This window comes from Neisseria lactamica (assembly GCF_901482445.1).
Classification (GTDB): domain Bacteria; phylum Pseudomonadota; class Gammaproteobacteria; order Burkholderiales; family Neisseriaceae; genus Neisseria; species Neisseria lactamica.
This window is the reverse complement of sequence record NZ_LR590477.1, coordinates 1,124,537-1,142,986: the sequence shown is the minus strand read 5'-3', so window position 1 is coordinate 1,142,986 and position 18,450 is coordinate 1,124,537. Positions and strand designations below refer to the sequence as shown.

Annotated in this window: 20 protein-coding genes; 15 read left to right on the top strand and 5 right to left on the bottom strand. The window is 55.6% G+C overall.

The window, feature by feature from the left end; genetic code table 11:
- The first annotated feature begins 21 nt into the window (after positions 1–21).
- A complete protein-coding gene (locus tag FGL10_RS06005) occupies positions 22–654 on the top strand; it encodes a 4'-phosphopantetheinyl transferase family protein (RefSeq protein ID WP_036475145.1) in 633 nt (210 codons plus the stop codon).
- 61 nt (positions 655–715) lie between these two features.
- Here FGL10_RS06005 and FGL10_RS06000 read toward each other — a convergent pair whose 3' ends face one another.
- From FGL10_RS06000 to FGL10_RS05990, 3 genes are read right to left on the bottom strand one after another with little or no spacing between them, the layout of a single operon-like run.
- Positions 716–1,954 carry a beta-ketoacyl-ACP synthase gene (locus FGL10_RS06000; RefSeq protein WP_003706928.1) on the bottom strand — a complete coding sequence of 413 codons (1,239 nt, stop codon included), beginning with the start codon at positions 1,952–1,954 and terminating at the stop codon, positions 716–718.
- A complete protein-coding gene (gene fabG, locus FGL10_RS05995; protein WP_003706926.1) occupies positions 1,948–2,676 on the bottom strand; it encodes a 3-oxoacyl-ACP reductase FabG in 729 nt (242 codons plus the stop codon). Before fabG ends, FGL10_RS06000 begins: the two co-directional genes overlap by 7 nt.
- A gap of 37 nt (positions 2,677–2,713) precedes the next feature.
- On the bottom strand, positions 2,714–3,238 hold the full coding sequence (locus FGL10_RS05990; RefSeq protein ID WP_003706924.1) for a hotdog family protein: 525 nt from the start codon (positions 3,236–3,238) through the stop codon (positions 2,714–2,716).
- Positions 3,239–3,392: 154 nt separating this feature from the next.
- Between FGL10_RS05990 and FGL10_RS05985 the strand changes: the two genes are divergently transcribed.
- From FGL10_RS05985 to ubiD, 7 genes are all read left to right on the top strand, one after another.
- Positions 3,393–4,148: a beta-ketoacyl synthase chain length factor gene (locus tag FGL10_RS05985; RefSeq protein ID WP_003706921.1), complete on the top strand. Its 756-nt coding sequence runs from the start codon at positions 3,393–3,395 to the stop codon at positions 4,146–4,148.
- On the top strand, positions 4,141–4,899 hold the full coding sequence (locus FGL10_RS05980; RefSeq protein WP_003706917.1) for a lysophospholipid acyltransferase family protein: 759 nt from the start codon (positions 4,141–4,143) through the stop codon (positions 4,897–4,899). The genes FGL10_RS05985 and FGL10_RS05980 overlap by 8 nt, the downstream gene beginning before the upstream one ends.
- Complete coding sequence (locus tag FGL10_RS05975; protein ID WP_002222118.1) at positions 4,896–5,156, top strand: phosphopantetheine-binding protein; 261 nt, start codon at positions 4,896–4,898, stop codon at positions 5,154–5,156. Before FGL10_RS05980 ends, FGL10_RS05975 begins: the two co-directional genes overlap by 4 nt.
- A gap of 11 nt (positions 5,157–5,167) precedes the next feature.
- Positions 5,168–5,413 (top strand): acyl carrier protein, encoded by a 246-nt coding sequence (locus FGL10_RS05970; protein ID WP_003714692.1) that lies wholly within the window; start codon positions 5,168–5,170, stop codon positions 5,411–5,413.
- A 74-nt stretch (positions 5,414–5,487) separates the two neighbouring features.
- Positions 5,488–6,033 (top strand): COG4648 family protein, encoded by a 546-nt coding sequence (locus tag FGL10_RS05965; protein WP_003706913.1) that lies wholly within the window; start codon positions 5,488–5,490, stop codon positions 6,031–6,033.
- A gap of 6 nt (positions 6,034–6,039) precedes the next feature.
- The gene (locus FGL10_RS05960; RefSeq protein WP_036469029.1) at positions 6,040–6,555 is read left to right on the top strand and encodes a DUF2199 domain-containing protein; all 516 of its coding nucleotides are present in this window, start codon (positions 6,040–6,042) and stop codon (positions 6,553–6,555) included.
- Between the two features lie 29 nt (positions 6,556–6,584).
- Positions 6,585–8,063, top strand: coding sequence for a 4-hydroxy-3-polyprenylbenzoate decarboxylase (gene ubiD, locus FGL10_RS05955; RefSeq protein ID WP_003706909.1), 1,479 nt, complete (start codon positions 6,585–6,587; stop codon positions 8,061–8,063).
- A gap of 64 nt (positions 8,064–8,127) precedes the next feature.
- On the opposite strand, the gene FGL10_RS05950 is transcribed toward ubiD, so the two are convergent.
- Positions 8,128–10,230, bottom strand: coding sequence for an AsmA family protein (locus FGL10_RS05950; RefSeq protein WP_003706906.1), 2,103 nt, complete (start codon positions 10,228–10,230; stop codon positions 8,128–8,130).
- 383 nt (positions 10,231–10,613) lie between these two features.
- Between FGL10_RS05950 and folP the strand changes: the two genes are divergently transcribed.
- The 6 genes from folP (at position 10,614) to prfA (ending at position 16,937) form a co-directional block, all read left to right on the top strand.
- Positions 10,614–11,465 carry a dihydropteroate synthase gene (gene folP, locus FGL10_RS05940; protein WP_003706904.1) on the top strand — a complete coding sequence of 284 codons (852 nt, stop codon included), beginning with the start codon at positions 10,614–10,616 and terminating at the stop codon, positions 11,463–11,465.
- 129 nt (positions 11,466–11,594) lie between these two features.
- Positions 11,595–12,929 carry a phosphoglucosamine mutase gene (glmM, locus tag FGL10_RS05935; RefSeq protein WP_036469026.1) on the top strand — a complete coding sequence of 445 codons (1,335 nt, stop codon included), beginning with the start codon at positions 11,595–11,597 and terminating at the stop codon, positions 12,927–12,929.
- A 188-nt stretch (positions 12,930–13,117) separates the two neighbouring features.
- Complete coding sequence (locus tag FGL10_RS05930) at positions 13,118–13,801, top strand: DedA family protein (RefSeq protein ID WP_003706896.1); 684 nt, start codon at positions 13,118–13,120, stop codon at positions 13,799–13,801.
- Between the two features lie 209 nt (positions 13,802–14,010).
- Complete coding sequence (locus FGL10_RS05925; RefSeq protein ID WP_036469023.1) at positions 14,011–15,003, top strand: asparaginase; 993 nt, start codon at positions 14,011–14,013, stop codon at positions 15,001–15,003.
- Between the two features lie 7 nt (positions 15,004–15,010).
- Complete coding sequence (locus FGL10_RS05920; RefSeq protein ID WP_003706890.1) at positions 15,011–15,784, top strand: TatD family hydrolase; 774 nt, start codon at positions 15,011–15,013, stop codon at positions 15,782–15,784.
- Between the two features lie 76 nt (positions 15,785–15,860).
- A complete protein-coding gene (gene prfA, locus FGL10_RS05915) occupies positions 15,861–16,937 on the top strand; it encodes a peptide chain release factor 1 (RefSeq protein ID WP_003706887.1) in 1,077 nt (358 codons plus the stop codon).
- Here prfA and FGL10_RS05910 read toward each other — a convergent pair.
- Positions 16,904–17,263, bottom strand: a complete 360-nt coding sequence (locus FGL10_RS05910; RefSeq protein WP_036469020.1) for a hypothetical protein — start codon at positions 17,261–17,263, stop codon at positions 16,904–16,906. The genes prfA and FGL10_RS05910 overlap by 34 nt on opposite strands.
- Positions 17,264–17,388: 125 nt before the next feature.
- Here FGL10_RS05910 and FGL10_RS05905 point away from each other — a divergent pair, with 125 nt between their 5' ends.
- Positions 17,389–18,387: a 2-hydroxyacid dehydrogenase gene (locus FGL10_RS05905; RefSeq protein ID WP_036469018.1), complete on the top strand. Its 999-nt coding sequence runs from the start codon at positions 17,389–17,391 to the stop codon at positions 18,385–18,387.
- Positions 18,388–18,450: the final 63 nt, after the last annotated feature.

The following is an 18,450-nucleotide window of genomic DNA, read 5'->3' as shown; positions in this document are numbered from 1 at the left end:
AATGGCAGAACGGAGGGTGTCGTGCCGGATAAAAAAGCAGTATTGCAGTGCCGCCTTGCCGATGAGTCGGCCGCCGCTGCTTATCGGGAATCCTGTCTGGACGATGCGGACAGGGCGCGCCTGCTGCGCGCGCCGGAATTGGCAGGGCGGACGGATTGGCGGGTCAGCCGCTTCCTGAAGCAGCAGGGCGGCAAGATATGTTCGCTTTCGCACAGCAAAGGGCGGGCGGCGGTTTTGGTTTGCAGCGGCGGCACGGTTTGCGGTGTCGATATTGAAACGGTTCGTCCGCGCAATTTTCAGGCACTTGCCGAATGGGTTTGTTCCCCTGAAGAACGGGTTTTTTTGGCACGTTCCGGTTGGCAGGCAGAGGCTTTTTACCGCCTGTGGTGCATCAAGGAAGCACTGCTTAAAGCCTGCGGTTTGGGTTTTCCGCAAGATATGGCGAAAGTCGGTTATCGGACCGACGGTTCGGCAGTTTACGGTTTACGTGCGGATGGCGGGACCAGTTGGCACGCCGTCAGCGCAATCTGGTGCGGCGACGCGGTTGTCGCCTGCGTGTGGCGCGGAGCTGCCGAATTGGCGTGGCAGTATTGCGGAACGGATGCCGTCCGGACGGTTTGCCATATCGAGCGGATAGGCGGCAAGGAAGTCTGAAAGGGCAGTTTGTTGTTTTATTCCGTTTTAAATCAATATGATGTAATCGGATTGTGCGGCTTTATCCGTTTTTCCAATGTTTGAACACCAGTGAAGTGTTCACGCCGCCGAAGGCGAAATTGTTGCTCATCACATAATCCGTTTCGATTTCACGGCCGCCGCTTAAAATATAGTCTACCTTGCCGCAGCGCGGATCGATGTTGTTTAAATTTAGGGTAGGCGCAAACCAGCCGCCGTTCATCATTTCAATCGAGAACCACGCCTCCAGCGCGCCGCACGCGCCGAGCGTGTGTCCCAAATAGCTTTTTTGCGAACTGATGGGCACAAATCCGAATACAGCTTCAGTCGCCAGCGTTTCGGCGATGTCGCCTTTTTCGGTTGCCGTGCCGTGCCCGTTCGCATAGCCGATTTTGTCGGGCGTGATGCCCGCGTCCTGCAGCGCGAGTTCCATACATTTCTGCATCGTGTCTTTTTGCGGCTGGGTAACGTGGCTGCCGTCGCTGTTGGCGCCGTAGCCGACGAGTTCGGCGTAAATTTTCGCACCGCGCCGTTTGGCGTGTTCCAATTCTTCCAATACGAAAATCCCCGCGCCTTCGCCGATGACCAGCCCGTCGCGGTTCACGTCGTATGGGCGCGGGGTTTTTTCCGGTTCGCCGTTGCGGCGGCTGGCGGCATAAAGCGAGTCGAAAACATACACTTCGGACGGGCAAAATTCTTCGCCGCCGCCCGCCAGCATCATATCGGTCAGACCGTATTTGATGGCTTCGTAGGCATAACCTATGCCTTGGCTGCCGGACGAACACGCGCTCGATGTCGGGATGATGCGCCCTTTCAACCCGAAAAAGATGCCGATATTGGCGGCGGTGGTGTGCGGCATCATACGCACATAGGTGTTGGCACTGAAGTTGCGCGACGTGCCGGTCAGCAATAATTCGCCCACATCGCCGATGTCTTTGGTGCTGCCGCTGGAAGAGCCGCAGGCAACGCCCATCCGTCCGTCGGTAATACTTTCGTCTCCGAGCAAACCGGCATCCGTCAAAGCCTGCTCCGCCGCATCGACGCACAAATACGACACGCGCCCCATACTTCTGAGCTGCTTGCGCGTCCAATGTTTCGGTGGTGCGTAATCCTCAATCGGCGCACCCAGTTGCGCTTCCAATTCGGGGAAACGTTCGTGCCAATCCATATATTTGACGGCGTTTTTTTCGGCTTTGAATGCTGCCTGTATGCTTTGCCAATCCCGGCCGAAGGCGGTAATGCCGCCTATGCCTGTTACTGCGACCCTTCTGGTATTCAACACAAACCTCCGTTCACCGCAATCACCTGGCGCGTGATGTACGCCGCTTTTTCATCCATCAGGAAACGCACCGCGTGCGCCACTTCTTCCGGCAGCCCCATACGCGCGGCGGGGACAGCCTTTAAGATTTCTTCGACGGGTACATTTTCATCGATAATATCGGTATCGATGAGACCCGGCGCGACACAGTTGACGGTGATTTTGCGTTTCGCCAGTTCGACCGCCAAGGCCTTTGCCGCGCCGATAATGCCCGCTTTTGACGCGCTGTAATTGACCTGCCCGCGGTTGCCGGTCAAACCGGATACCGATGCCATACACACAATCCGTCCGGCTTTGCGGCGGCGTATCATCGGCATAACCAGCGGATGCAATACATTGTAAAAACCGTCCAAATTAGTCCGCAGCACCACATCCCAATCGTTGTCTGAAAACGCGGGGAAGGCGTTGTCGCGCGTCAGTCCGGCGTTCAACACCACGCCGTAATACGCGCCGTTCGCTTCGATGTCGGCGGTCAGAATCTCGTGGCAGGCTTCGCGGTCGGACACGTCAAACTGCAACACGCGCGCATTTCTGCCCAAAGCGCGGATTTCTTCCGCCACGGCTTCGGCTTCGTCGCGGCGGCTGCGGCAGTGGACGGCGATATCAAAGCCGTCTTCCGCCAAACCGAGTGCGGCGGCTTTGCCTATGCCCCTGTTGGAGCCGGTAATCAGGACGGTTTCGGTCATCGTTGTTCTCCGTATGTGTGTGCCTGTTCAGACGGCATTAAGTTGTTTCGACAGGGTGTTCGGGGCTGTACACGTTGAGTGAGGCGCGCGCCAAAATGCCGTCTGAAGGGAGTGTTCTGGACGAAGTTTCCGGCGCGTCTGTCCAACGCAGTTCGCAGTCGAACACGCCCATTCCCCCGGCATCTTGAATAGACATATGCGCCGTTGCCAGCAGATGCGTGCCGACAGGGACGGATTGGGCGAAGATTTCAAGTTTGCGCGTGCCGAGCAGGAAGCCGAGCCGGACCGGCCGTGCGTTTTTTCGGGCTTGGAGGCCGGCATATGCGCCGACAGCCTGCGCCATCAGTTCGATAAATGCCGTGTAGGGCAGTATGCCGCCGACCAGCAGGATGTGGTCGGGTTTTATCTGCGCCCCTGCTTCGACAAAATCATCGCCGTATCGGGTAATGCGGTCTATCAGAACCATACGCCCGCTGTGCGGCAGCAGGGAGGCGGTGTCGGTAATCGGGCATTCTGGCAGTGTGTCCATATATTGCGGCGGCAGGCTGACAAATACGGGCATTATAATGATAAATGTAAATTCAGGCTAATTCTGGCGGTTTGCCGAGGGGCGGCGTTGTCGGAGAAAGGGGGCAGAAATGCGTTTGGCTTTCGGCATTGTCAGGCAGATAGGCTTTGGTTAGAATGTGGCACAGTGTAAATTTTTGAAAGAAACTATGCCGCCGATTATTTGCCGGTTTCACTTCGACATCGCCGACTGGCGGGTTTCGGGCAGCAAAATGCGCGATATGGCGCAGTGGGCAAAATGGGCGGAATGTCCGGATTTTGCCGACGGTTTGCCCGATGTCAAGCCGGAATTGCCGTTCCTGCCCGCTATGCAGCGCCGCCGTTTGAGTAAGGCGGCGCGTTTGGTATGCGACGCGGCTTGGGACATTGCCTCCGCCCATCCCGGCAGTCCGGTAGTTTATGCCTCGCACGACGGGGAAATGGCGCGCAGTTTCGATTTGTGGTTGGAACTGTTGAAATCGCATACCGTGTCGCCGACTTCGTTCGGTTTGTCGGTGCACAATGCAACGGCGGGGCAATGGTCGATATTGCGTCAGGATATGAGCGAGCAGACGGCATTGGCCGTGTGTGCCGACGGTGTGGAAACGGCTTTGGCGGAAGCGGCGTCCCTGTTGGAAGAGGGATGCGGGTCGGTTTTGGTTTTGGTGGCGGACGATCCGCTGCCGGAAGGATATGCCGTATCGGCAACGCGCGCGCCGTTTGCTTATGCTTTGGCGATGGCCCTGACCAAAGGGACGCGTTACAGCCTGACTTTATCTGCTTCGGACGATATGCCGTCTGAAGCCGGTATGCTGCCCGAGGCATATTGGAGCGGTTTGGAATGGGTGCGCTTTCTGCTGAACGGCAGTCGGGAATGCCGCCGGGTATATCGCAATCGTGAATGGCTGTGGCAGCGGAATGGATAAATTGGATTATTGCCGCCGTTTTGCGGCGACTTGGTTAGGATTTGTGATTTTCGGTGTCGGCGGCATTATGATGAAATTGGTTTTGCTGCCTTACACTTTAAACGGCACTTCAGAGTCTGTCGCCCGCCAATTGGCGGCGCGCCGGATTATTGGAACATCTTGGCGTTTGTTCGTTGCTTATTTGAAATGGTCGGGCGTGTTGGAGGTATCGTTCAGGGGTGTTGAAAAACTCAACCGCCCGGGACAGTTGATTTTGGCAAACCATCCGTCTTTGCTGGATGTGGTGCTGCTTGTCGGCCATGTGCCCGAAATGAACTGCATCGTGAAAAAAGATTTGCAGCACAATCCGGCAATGAGCAGCCAGATTAAAGGTGCGGGCTATATTCCGAACGAAGAGTCGGAAGCAATGCTGGAAACGGTAAAGGCGGTTTTTGACAGCGGGCAGAGCCTGCTGGTGTTCCCCGAAGGAACGAGGACGGGGTGGGACGGACGGGTAAAAATGCACCGGGGCGCGGTTTCTTTGGGACTGCGCTATGCTGAAGTGATTACGCCCGTATGTATCAAAATGAATCCGCCCAATTTTAAAAAAGGACAGCCGTGGTACCGCATTCCTTCGAAACGGATACGGTATGAAATTACGGTCGGAGACGACATCCTCCCTCAAGATTGGCTCGCCGAAAAACCGTTGCCGATTGCGGCTCGGCGGCTGAATGAATATCTGCAGGACTATTTTACAAGGAAAACCATATGAACGACTTGGAAAACCAAATCAAGCAACTGATTATCGACAGCTTGGCTTTGGAAGATATAACCGCCGCCGACATCGGCAGCGAAGATGCGCTGTTCGGCGACGGGGGGTTGGGCTTGGATTCCGTCGATGCGCTGGAATTAGGCTTGGCGGTGCAAAAACATTTCGGTTTCCGATTGGACGGCGAGCAGGAGAACTTGCGCGAACATTTTGCCAATGTCAAAACACTCGCCGCCTTTGTCAAAAGCCGCCAAGCATAAGGATGAAACATATGACCGAACAAGAAATCTACCGGTTGTTGAGCGATACCCTGACCGAGTTGTTTGAAATCGAACCGGAACGGATTACGCCCGATACCAATCTTTACGAAGATTTGGAAATCGACAGCATCGATGCCATCGACCTGATTGACCGCATCAAGCGCGAAACCGGCCGCAAGCTGCAGGCCGAAGATTTCCGCAATGTCCGCACCGTCAACGACGTGGTACAGGCGGTATTGAAGATTCAGGCGGGGTAGGCGGCATCTCTGATTATTTTTCAGACGGCATATTTTAATTGGATGCCGTCTGAAAACATTTGTGCGGATTCAAAATGAAACCCGGTTTTTTCGGACATATTTTTCTGACCGTATTAAGCATTGCCTATCCGGCTTTGTGGTATTACGGCAGGGAGGCGGGCTGGTTTGTCTGGCTGGCGGCGGCGATGTGCGGGTTGTGGCTGCTGCGCGCCCTGACTGCCAAACTGTCCCAACAGCGTTATACGGCTTTGTTTATTACACTGTTTTTTGCCGCAGTATTGGTGTTCGGGCGGCGAGACTCAATGTATTGGTATCCCGTCCTCGTCAATCTGATGATGTTGGCGGTGTTCGGCGGCAGCTTGTTTGCCGGACAGACGGTCATAGAAAGGCTCGCGCGGCTGCAACAGCCCGACCTGCCTGAAAAAGCCGTGCGCTATACCCGCCGGGTAACGCAGGTTTGGTGCGTATTTTTTATAATCAACGGGACGCTTGCCGCTTTGTTGGCATGGTTGGGGCGATATGATTGGTGGGCGGTTTATACCGGCGTGATTGCCTATGTATTGATGGGGATGCTGTTTGCCGGCGAATGGCTTTACCGCAAACTCGTTTTGAAAGTCTGAAACCTTATGTACACTTGCACTTCCTGCGGCGAAAACCACGAAGAAATGCCCGCAATAGGCTTTACCGCCCCCTATCCCTATAACCAACTCAGTGAAGAAGAACGCATTGCTTATCAAGCGGAATGCGATTCTGATTTCTGCATCATCCGCTATCCCGACCAAACCGACCGCTTTATCCGCGCGGTGCTGCCGATTCCGATTATCGGGCATCAGGAAACGCTGGAATACGGCGTGTGGGTATCTGTCAGCGAAAAGAGTTTTAACGACTATCAAAGCCGCTTTTACGACAACCCTGAAAACGCCGTTTATTTCGGGATGATCTGCAACCGGCTGCCCCCTTACGAATCCGACACCTTCGGTTTGCATTGTAATGTCGTTATCCAACCTGATGGTCAACGCCCTTTGCTGCAACTTCATCAAAGCGGCGGACATCCGCTGGTACGCGACTTTTATCACGGCATAGGATATACCGAAGCGCAGGCAAGGATAGGGGCGGTATCCGAATCGGATTGTTCAGGATAAAAAGGATAAAAAGGACAAAAAGGATAAATATGAAATACAAAGACCTGCGCGACTTCATCGCCATGCTCGAGCAGCAGGGCAAGCTCAAGCGCGTCGCGCACCCCGTTTCCCCGCATTTGGAAATGACCGAAATCGCCGACCGCGTGCTGCGTGCAGAGGGGCCGGCGTTGTTGTTTGAGAATCCGATTAAGCCCGACGGTACGCGCTATGATTATCCCGTGTTGGCAAACCTGTTCGGCACGCCCGAACGCGTGGCGATGGGTATGGGTGCGGACAGCGTGTCCAAGCTGCGCGAAATCGGGCAGACGCTGGCGTATCTGAAAGAACCCGAACCGCCCAAAGGCATCAAAGACGCGTTTTCCAAACTGCCGCTGCTGAAAGACATTTGGAGCATGGCGCCGAACGTAGTGAAAAACGCGCCGTGTCAGGAAATTGTGTGGGAAGGTGAAGACGTTGATTTGTATAAACTTCCGATTCAACATTGCTGGCCGGAAGACGTTGCGCCGCTGGTAACGTGGGGCTTGACCGTCACGCGCGGGCCGCACAAAAAACGCCAAAACTTAGGCATTTACCGCCAACAATTAATCGGCAAAAACAAGCTGATTATGCGCTGGCTGTCGCATCGCGGCGGCGCGCTGGATTATCAGGAGTTCCGCAAACTCAATCCCGATACGCCGTATCCCGTCGCCGTCGTGCTCGGCTGCGACCCTGCCACCATTTTGGGCGCGGTAACGCCTGTTCCCGATACCTTGAGCGAATACCAGTTTGCCGGACTGCTGCGCGGTTCGCGGACGGAGCTGGTGAAATGTATCGGCAACGATTTGCAAGTGCCTGCCCGTGCCGAAATCGTGTTGGAAGGCGTCATCCATCCGAACGAAACCGCGTTGGAAGGCCCATACGGCGACCACACGGGCTATTACAACGAGCAGGACCATTTCCCTGTGTTTACGGTTGAGCGCATCACTATGCGCGAAAACCCGATTTACCACTCCACCTACACGGGCAAACCGCCCGATGAACCTGCCGTTTTGGGCGTGGCGTTGAACGAAGTGTTCGTACCGCTTTTGCAAAAGCAGTTCCCCGAAATCACCGATTTCTACCTGCCGCCCGAAGGCTGCTCCTACCGCATGGCGGTGGTCAGCATGAAAAAACAGTACGCCGGACACGCCAAACGCGTGATGATGGGCTGCTGGTCGTTCCTGCGCCAGTTTATGTACACCAAATTCATCATCGTGGTCGATGACGATGTGGACGTGCGCGACTGGAAAGAAGTCATCTGGGCGGTCACTACGCGCATGGACCCCGTACGCGACACCGTTTTGGTGGACAACACGCCCATCGACTACCTCGACTTCGCCAGCCCCGTCAGCGGACTCGGCGGCAAAATGGGTTTGGATGCGACCAACAAATGGCCGGGAGAAACCGACCGCGAATGGGGGCGCGTCATCAAAAAAGACCCTGCGGTTACGGCGAAGATTGATGGGATTTGGGGGGAATTGGGCTTGTAGGTTTTACGGCAATGCCGTCTGAAGCGCGAGGGCGTTTCAGACGGCATTTTGGTACGCAGGGTGTTTACGGTTCTTTAGGTTTGAGCCACTGCCATTGTTCCAGCAGGGTGTCTTCGAGGATTTTCTGTTTCTCTTTGCGCGAATTGATGCCGCCGGTCAGCCTGCCGTAATCGACGGTAATGGACGGTTTGTCCACCGTGCCGGTGATTTTCAGGGGAATCGGTTTGTTTTTCGGACGGACGGCGTTGCGGATAAGGATGTCTTCAGACAATTCCTGCGTATCCAGATTGGTATAGCCGTTGCCGGTCACATAGAGGCTGTCGGAGAAGAGTTCGGTATCGACGTGGCGGCTGATGCCGTCTGAAATTTCGCTGTTGAGCGTGAGGCGGTGGAAGGGCGTGCTGCCCGAGATTTTTCCGGAAAGGCCGTTTTTTAAAATGCTGTCCATATCGATGCCGTGCCACGCGCCGTTGGAAATATTCAGCGACAGGCTGCCCTGAAGCGAGCGGATAAGCTCTTTTCGGGTTTCGCCGCCCGCAGTCAGGTCGATGGCCGCATCGCCGTTGCCGCTGAAGCTGTGGAAGCCGAACAGGTCTTGCAGCAGCGGTTGGATTTGGATGTTGCTTGCATTCTGCTGCAGGCGGTAAGTGGCGGGTCGGGTGTTGGCGATGCTGATGCCGCCTTCGGTATGCCCGCCGTAAAGCCCTGCTTTGAAACGGCTGAGCGCGATATGGTCTTTGTCGGCGCGGAGGTAGGTTTCCATATCGTCCAGTTGCAGGCCGGGAAGTTGGACCTTGCCGATTTTCAGGTGCGCCTCGATGTCGCCGGACAGCCTGCCGAGGATGCCGGGGAATATTTTGCCGTTTTGTTGCCGAAAGTCGTCAAGATAGGGGGTCAGGTTCAATTTTTGCAGTGCGGCGGCGGCTTCCAGACGCGGTGCACTTTCCCGCGTATATTTGAATTTTGCGGCAACGGGCTGGCGGTCGAATGTGCCGTTTAATTCGGCATTCCAATTTTGCAGATTCAGTATGGACATCGAACCGTCGAGCCGGCTGATGAAACGGGGTTGCGGCAGGCGGTTGACGGTATCCTGAAGGGTCGATATATGCAGGCGCGGTGCTTCCAGCCCGTTGTCCCGGCTCCAGACCAATGGCGAGCCGAGGGAAAAATTGGTTTGAAGGCGGGGTGTTTTGACGTTGCCGGAGATTTCGGCGTTGCCGATGTTGCCGATGCCGGGATGGAGGTCGGCCCTATCGAGTTTGAACGATCCGCCCCACTGGGAATTTTCGCCGGCAGCGGTAAATGTCCCGTTGGCGGTTTCAATTTTGATGCCGTTGTTCCTGAGTGCCAGCGCAGGGATTTGGGCGGTCAGGTGGAGGTTGTGGAAGGCGGTGTCGGCACGCAGGGCGAGGTCGGCGGCATCCGCCCCGCCGGCATTGAAGCGGATCGTGGGGCTGCCGGTGGTGGAAACGGCAATGCGGTGTCCGTTCAGGGCGGTCTCGGCTTCGAAATGGAACGGTGAGATTTTGGGCGTGCCGATGCCGTCTGAAAGGAACAGCCCCCTGCTTTTCCACGGGACGGACAGCTTCCCCCAAACCAGTATGCCCGAACTTTCAAACTGCTGCCCCGCCGAATCGGGGGATTGCAGGTTGAGGCTGACTTCCTTCAGGGTAAGCCGGTCTTGCGGCAAGTCGAGGCGGACGGTACTGTTTTCGATGATGATGCGGTTTACCGAGGCTTTGCGTTTTGGGTTGTCGATCAGGTCTTGGATATTCCAAACGCCTTTCCCGTCGCGCGTCAGGGCAAGTTCCGCGCCCGAAACCACCCATTTTTCAATCTGTATCCGATCCGACCACAGATTTTTCCAGCCCAATCCGATTTTGGTTTCTTTGACGGAAACGGCAGTCCGGTTGCTGCCGGGTTCGGTAATGGTCAGGTTTTTCAGGATGACGGTCGGCCGGGGCAGAAGCCTGCGCCCTATATCCGCATCAAACGAGATTTTCCGGTGCGTATGGGCAATGCTTTGTTGGAGGCGGCTTCGGATGTTTTCAGGCGTGAAGATGCGATAGACGGACGCGTGCAGCCCGATTGCCGCCAAAAGCAGCATCGTCAGCACCGCTACCGCATATTTCAGACGGTATTTGTGGAAGACCGATAATAAATCCATAGCCCGAACAATCCGTAAAACACGCCGCAGTATAACACGGCTTGCGGCAATCCTATTTTATGCGGGCGGATTATAGTGGATTAACAAAAACCGGTACGGCGTTGCCTCGCCTTAGCTCAAAGAGAACGATTCTCTAAGGTGCTCAAGCACCAAGTGAATCGGTTCCGTACTATTTGTACTGTCTGCGGCTTCGTCGCCTTGTCCTGATTTTTGTTAATCCACTATATCTTGCATAAAGGGGTGTTGCCGCGTTCGCAGGGGCGGGCATATTTCATACGGCGGCGGAGTTGGCGGGAGGCTTTTTTGAAATGCCGATGCCGTCTGAAACGGACAAGTTTTGTTCGGACGGCATATAATTTGCTTTTTATTCCGGAGGCACGGATATGGTCGGATGCGTTTGGCAGGCAGGACGGTTTGAAATCGGTTTGGACAAGCCGAAAATCATGGGCATCGTGAATCTCACGCCCGATTCTTTTTCCGACGGCGGCGCGTATTCGCAAAACGCCAAAACCGCTTTGGCGCACGCCGAACGGCTTTTGAAAGAGGGTGCGGACATTCTCGACATCGGCGGCGAATCGACGCGGCCGGGTGCGGATTATGTTTCGCCTGAAGAAGAATGGGCGCGGGTTGCGCCTGTTTTGGCGGAAGTGGCGGGGTGGGGCGTTCCCGTCAGTTTGGACACGCGCCGCACGGTAGTTATGGAAAAAGCGTTGGCACTTGGCGGCATCGATATTATTAACGATGTGGCGGCGTTGACCGACGAAGGCGCGGTCGAATTGCTGGCGCGTCAGGCGGATACGGGCATTTGCCTGATGCACATGCAGGGCTTGCCGGAAAACATGCAGATTAATCCGAAATATCAGGATGTTGTCGGTGAAGTGGCAAGGTATTTGAAGGCGCGGGCGGCGGAATGCATCGCGGCAGGCATCGCCCCGCAACGCATCACACTCGACCCGGGTTTCGGCTTCGGCAAAACCCTGCAACACAATATCGCGCTGATGCGGCATTTGCCCGAATTGATGGCGGAAACCGGTTTGCCGCTGCTGGTCGGCGTGTCGCGCAAGCGCATGATAGGCGAGCTGACCGGCGAGGCAGACGCGGCGGCACGCGTACACGGCAGCGTGGCGGCGGCGCTGGCTTCCGTGGCGCGCGGCGCGCAAATCGTGCGGGTGCATGATGTGAAGGCGACGGCGGATGCGTTGAAGGTGTGGGAAGCGTTGGGCATCAATCTGTAAACAGCGGTTCGCATACTTTATGCCGTCTGAAAAGGGCGGGGCGGCTTCAGACGGCATCAATGGTGCAGACAGCAAGGCACAAACTGACTGTATAATCTCGGACAACGGTTCACATGCTCGGAGCAAATGATGGCAAAAAAATATTTCGGCACGGACGGCGTGCGCGGCGAAGTCGGGCAGTTTCCGATTACGCCCGATTTTGTATTGAAACTCGGCTATGCGGCGGGGCAGGTTTTGGTTCAGCACGACACCGGCCAGAAACCGACTGTTTTAATCGGCAAGGATACGCGGATTTCCGGCTATATGCTGGAGGCCGCTTTGGTGGCGGGTTTTACCGCCGCAGGTGTCAACGTTATCCAAACCGGTCCGCTGCCTACGCCCGGCGTGGCTTATCTGACCCGTGCGCTGCGTTTGTCCGCCGGTGTGATGATTTCCGCGTCGCACAATGCCTATTCCGACAACGGCATCAAATTCTTTGCCGAGGGCGGCGTGAAATTGAGCGATGAAGTCGAGTTGGAAATCGAAGCCAAAATCGATGAAGAAATGAAAACACAGCCTTCCGCCCGCCTCGGGCGCGCACGCCGCATCAACGGCGCGGACGACCGCTATATCGAATTTTGCAAATCCACCTTCCCTACGCATTCCGATTTGCGCGGGCTGAAGCTGGTCGTCGATGCCGCCAACGGCGCGGCTTACAGCGCCGCACCCAAAGTGTTTCACGAACTGGGCGCACAAGTCGTCAGCATCGGCAACGAACCTAACGGCTACAATATCAATGAAAAATGCGGCGCAACCCATACCAAAACTCTCCAAGCCGCCGTGTTGCAAAACGAGGCAGACTACGGCATCGCGCTGGACGGCGACGGCGACCGCCTGATGATGGTCGATAAAAACGGGCAGGTTTACGACGGCGACAGCCTGATTTACGTCATCGCCAAAGCCCGCGCCGGCGAAGGTGTCAACATCGGCGGCGTGGTCGGTACGGTGATGACCAATATGGCGATGGAAAACGCATTGAAAGAGCAGGGCGTGGATTTCTGCCGTGCCAAAGTCGGCGACCGCTATGTGTTGGAACAATTAAACCGGCGCGGCTGGCTCGTCGGCGGCGAAGCGAGCGGGCATATCCTGTGTATGGACAAACACAATACCGGCGACGGCATTATTTCCGCGCTGCAAGTCTTGGCGGCATTGCAAACGCTGAACCAAGACCTCGCCGCTGTTTGCGCTGACTGGCAGCCGTATCCGCAAACGATGATTAATGTCCGTATCGGCAAGGGGCAAAACTGGCAGGAAGCCTCAAAAACCGTGTTGGCGGAAGTGGAAAAAGAACTCGAAGGCAAAGGAAGGGTTGTGTTGCGCGCTTCGGGAACCGAACCGGTCGTGCGCGTGATGGTTGAAGCGCGGCAGGCGGATTGGGCGCGCGACGGGGCGGAACGTATCGCCGCCGCCATCGGCGGCATTTAGGCAAAATCAGGCAAAACCGTTTTCAGAACCGGGCGGTTTTCTGTTTAAATGCCGTCTGAACGGGCGGCGGGCACGCGAATCTGCCCCCTGCCGCTTTCAGACGGCATAATCTTTGATAGAATGCCGTTTCGCGCAGAAAATGTTTCGGCTTGTTCTGACTTTTTATCTCCGACAATGGAATATCCGCTATGTTTGCCCTTTTGGAAGCCTTTTTTGTCGAATACGGCTACGCAGCCGTGTTTTTCGTTTTGGTCATCTGCGGTTTCGGCGTGCCGATTCCCGAGGATTTGACCCTAGTAACAGGCGGCGTGATTTCGGGTATGGGTTATACCAATCCGCATATGATGTTTGCAGTCGGGATGCTCGGCGTATTGGTCGGGGACGGCGTGATGTTTGCCGCCGGGCGGATTTGGGGGCAGAAAATCCTGAGATTCAAACCGATTGCGCGCATTATGACGCCGAAACGTTACGCGCAGGTTCAGGAAAAATTCGACAAATACGGCAACTGGGTCTTGTTTGTCGCCCGCTTCCTGCCCGGCTTGAGAACGGCCGTTTTCGTTACAGCGGGTATCAGCCGCAAGGTTTCATACCTGCGTTTTATCATTATGGATGGGCTTGCCGCGCTGATTTCCGTCCCTATTTGGATTTATCTGGGTGAATACGGCGCGCACAACATCGATTGGCTGATGGCGAAAATGCACAGCCTGCAATCGGGTATTTTCGTTATCTTGGGTATCGGTGCGGCCGTTGTCGCTTGGATTTGGTGGAAAAAACGCCAACGCATTCAGTTTTACCGCAGCAAATTGAAAGAAAAGCGGGCGCAGCGCAAAGCCGCCAAGGCGGCCAAAAAAGCCGCGCGGAACAGGCAATAAGGCAGGGCCGCCGGTATTCGGCGGCTGCCGCGCCTTTTTGAGTTTGCCGGTTTTCAAATGCAAATCGCCGGGAAGGAGGAATATCGGCAGCTTCGGTGTTTTTTCATTTCAATGCCGTCTGAAAGCCGCTTCCGCCGCCAAATTGCCGGACGGTGCGAAATATAGTTAAATAAGCCGCATCATTAATGTTCAGACGGTACGACAACGCTATGAAGCAAAAAATCTTCGTCCTTTACACGGGCGGCACAATCGGTATGACCCAAAGCAGCGAAGGCCTGCGCCCCGATACCGCGCTGGTCAGCCAAGCCCTTTCCCCTTTTTCAGACGGCCTCGACTTCGAGTGGCACGTCTGCAATCCCTTGATTGATTCCTCTTCCGTTACGCTGCAACACTGGTGCGATTGGCTGAACATCATTGCCGCCAAACTCTCTTCATGCGACGGCATCCTGGTGCTGCACGGCACGGACACGCTCGCCTATACCGCCAATCTGTTTGCGCTCGCCCTGCAAGGTTTGGACAAACCGATCGTCCTGACCGGTTCCCAATGGCCTTACGCCGCTGAAAACAGCGATGCCCCGCGCAATCTCTCCACCGCTGTTGCCGCTTTCAGCCTCAAGCTCAAACAAACCGTCATCGCGTTTGATGGCAAACTGTATCCCGCCGTCGGCAGCAGCAAAGTCAGCACCGAAACCGCCGCAGGCTTCGACAATCCGCATTTCGGCGCACTTGCCGAATGGGACGAAACCCGGGGTTGGCACAATCTCCGCATCCCGAACCAAGACGCGGCGGATGTTTCAGACGGCCTCAAAATCCGCTATCCCGACCCGCAGACAAAAATCGCCGTCCGTACGCTTATCCCCGGCTTTGCCGTCCAAGAACTTGCCGACGGACTCGGACAGCTTTCCGCCCACGCCCTTATCCTGCAAAGCTACGGACACGGCAACACGCCCGCAGACGAAGGTTTTATCCGCGCCGTCCGAGACTTCGCGCGGCAGGGCAAACTGCTGCTCAACATCAGCCAAGTCCGACAAGGCAAAACCGCCGCCGTTTACGCGCAAGGCAACGCGTTCCGCAACTCGGGCATCATCAACGGCGGCAAATGCAACCTCGAAACCGCCACCGCGCTGATGACCCTCGCCGTATCGCAAGGCTGGGGTAAGGAAGAGGTGGAAAAAGAGTTGGCAAGACTGCAATTATTGTGAAATCGAAATGAACTTCACCGACACCCACTGCCATCTCGCCGATCCCGCCTTACGCAAAAACCTGCCGCACGTTTTGACCGCAGCGCGGGAAGCTGGAGTAGGGCGGTTTATCGTTCCCGCGACGCGCCCGCAGGATTGGCAGGACGTGGCGGATTTGGCGGAAATACCGTCCGAACACGGCATCCGGGTTGCCTTCGGTATCCATCCTTGGTTTTCAGACGGCATTGCGGAACAAGATTTCGCCGGTTTGGCAGCCGTATTGGCGCGTTATCCCGGCGCGTGGGTCGGCGAAATCGGCTTGGATTTTTACGACAAAACCCAAACGCCACAGCAGCGCGAACGGCAAATCCAAGTCTTCAGCCGCCAGCTTGAAATCGCGCAAACCCTGCGCCGCCGTGTGATTGTCCACAATCTCAAAGCCGCCGCCGACATCGCCGCCGCCGTCAAACAAACGGGTTTTACCCGAGGCGGTATTGTTCACGCCTTTTCCGGCAGCATTGAAGAAGCGCGCGTGTTGACGAAACTGGGTTTCAAAATCGGCATCGGTTCGCTGTTGCTCAATCCGAACGCGCGAAAAATACGCGATACGCTTAAAGCCTTGAACGACGGGGATTTCGTATTGGAAACGGATAGCCCGTTTATGCTGAAAAAGGAGATTAATACGCCTGCCAATATTTTGCCGATCGCCGAGGTTGTTGCGGAAATACGCGGTACAAGCGTAGCGGAAATCGCCGCCGCAACGGAGGCAAACGTCGATATTTTGGAGAATCCGCCTGCTTGAGGCTTGAAAAACCGATTATAATTAAATGCGTTTTGATGCCGTCTGAACTTCAGGCGGCGTTTGTTATGGAAGAATTATGAAGCCGTCTATCTTAGAAAAACTGCAACAACTCGGCGACCGGTTGGAAGAAGTCACCCACTTGCTCGGACAACCCGAAGCCACGTCCGATATAGACAACTACCGCAAACTCACGCGCGAACACGCCGAACTGACCCCCGTCGTCGAAGTATTCCAAAACTATCGGCTTGCCCAAAGCGACTTGGCGGATGCCGAAGAAATGTTGTCCGACCCCGAAATGAAAGACTTTGCCGCCGAAGAAATCGAAGCGGCAAAAGCCAAAATCGACGAACTCGATACCGAACTGCAAAAACTGCTGCTGCCCAAAGATGCCGACGACGACAAAAACATCTTTATCGAAGTACGCGCCGGAACGGGCGGCGACGAAGCCGCGCTGTTTGCCGGCGATTTGCTGCGTATGTACAGCCGCTATGCCGAGCGCAACCGCTGGCAGGTCGAAATCGTGTCCGCCAACGAAAGCGAATTGGGCGGCTATAAAGAAGTCATCGCCCGTATTGTCGGACTCGGGGCGTACAGCCGTCTGAAATTTGAATCGGGCGGCCACCGCGTGCAGCGCGTCCCCGCCACCGAAAGCCAAGGCCGCATCCATACTTCCGCCTGCACCGTCGCCGTCATGCCCGAAGCGGACGAACTCGAAGACATCGAGTTGAACCCCGCCGATCTGCGTATCGACACCTTCCGCGCATCCGGCGCGGGCGGTCAGCACATCAACAAAACCGATTCCGCCGTCCGCATCACCCACCTGCCCACCGGTATGGTGGTCGAGTGCCAAGACGGGCGCAGCCAACACGCCAACAAAGCGCAGGCGATGAAAGTCCTCGCCGCCCGCCTGAACGACGCGCAAAAACGCGAAGCCCAAGCCAAAGAAGCCGCCGAACGCAAATCCCTCATCGGCAGCGGAGACCGCAGCGAACGCATCCGCACCTACAACTATCCCCAAGGCAGGGTAACCGACCACCGCATCAACCTCACCCTGCACAAGCTGGATTTTGTGATGGACGGTGATTTGGCAGAAATCACCGATGCCCTGATTGCCGAACATCAGGCAGAGCTTTTGGCGGCGATGGGCGATTGAGTTTTGTGTCCGGATAAAAAAGCGGTGTTTGAACAAGGGGCGGTTTTGTCTGTTTGCAAGGGTAAGACGGTTTCATTGGTTCGAATGGCGGACTGTTTTGCCGGATAAAACAAAACCGTACCGGCGGCATATGGCGGACAGCCTGAAAAATGCCGTCTGAAAAAGAAATGCTTTTTCAGACGGCATTTTTCTGCCAATCGGATGATAAGCGGAAGGGATGCGCCCGCATATTCCCGGCTTTTTTTGTTCGGGAATAATGAAAAAAGGGGATTTGAACGCGCACTCTCTTTCGGAAGCATAAGGCGCAAACGGCACTCAGACGGCATTTTGACGTTCCGGGCGGTCGGGCAGGGCGCGCCTACGGCGCAAAACCGCGAAAACAAGCCGCCGGCTTTGCCCGAATCCAGTGTATGATGCCGTTTTCGACAACGGACAAGGGATAGGAATCCGGATGAAGATTGCGATTTACGGTACGAAAAGCTATGACCGCGAACATTTTACCCGCGCCAACTGGCATTTCGGCTTCGAGCTGGAGTTTTTTGATTTTATGCTGGATGCGAAAACGGCGAAAATGGCGGAAGGCGCGGAGGCGGTCTGTATTTTTGTGAACGACGGCGGCGGCCGGCCCGTATTGGAAAAATTGGCGCAAATTGGCGTGAAAACTGTGGCGTTGCGTTGTGCCGGCTTCAATAATGTGGATTTGAAGGCGGCTGAAGAGTTGGGTTTGAAAGTCGTGCGCGTTCCCGCCTATTCGCCCGAATCGGTTGCAGAACATACCGTGGGGCTGATGCTGACCTTGAACCGCCATATCCACAAAGCCTACCAGCGTACCCGCGATGCCAATTTTTCTTTGGAAGGGCTGACCGGTTTCAATATGTACGGCAAAACGGCGGGCGTTATCGGCACGGGGAAAATCGGTATCGCAACGATGCGGATTTTAAAGGGTTTCGGTATGAACCTGCTGGCTTACGATCCGTTTTGCAATCCCGAAGTGGAAAAACTCGGCGGCAAATATGTGGATTTGGACGAGCTGTATGCCCGATCGGACATCATCACGCTGCATTGCCCCGCCACGCCGGAGAACCACTATATGCTGAACGAAGCGGCGTTTGCCAAGATGAAGGACGGCGTGATGATCATCAACACCAGCCGGGGCGGGCTGATTGACAGTGCCGCCGCCATTGAGGCGTTGAAGTGTCGGAAAATCGGCGCATTGGGTATGGACGTGTATGAAAACGAACGCGAATTGTTTTTTGAAGACAAATCCAACGACGTGATTACCGACGACGTGTTCCGCCGGCTGTCGTCTTGTCATAACGTGCTGTTTACCGGCCATCAGGCCTTTTTGACGGAAGAGGCGTTGGGTAATATTTCGGAAGTTACGCTGTCCAATATCCGCGAGGTCTTGCAGACCGGCAGTTGCGGCAATTCGGTTTGCGCCGGCGGCTGAAGTGTTTTAAGAGTTTAAAGGAAATGCCGTCTGAAACAGGTTTCAGACGGCATTTGACGTTCA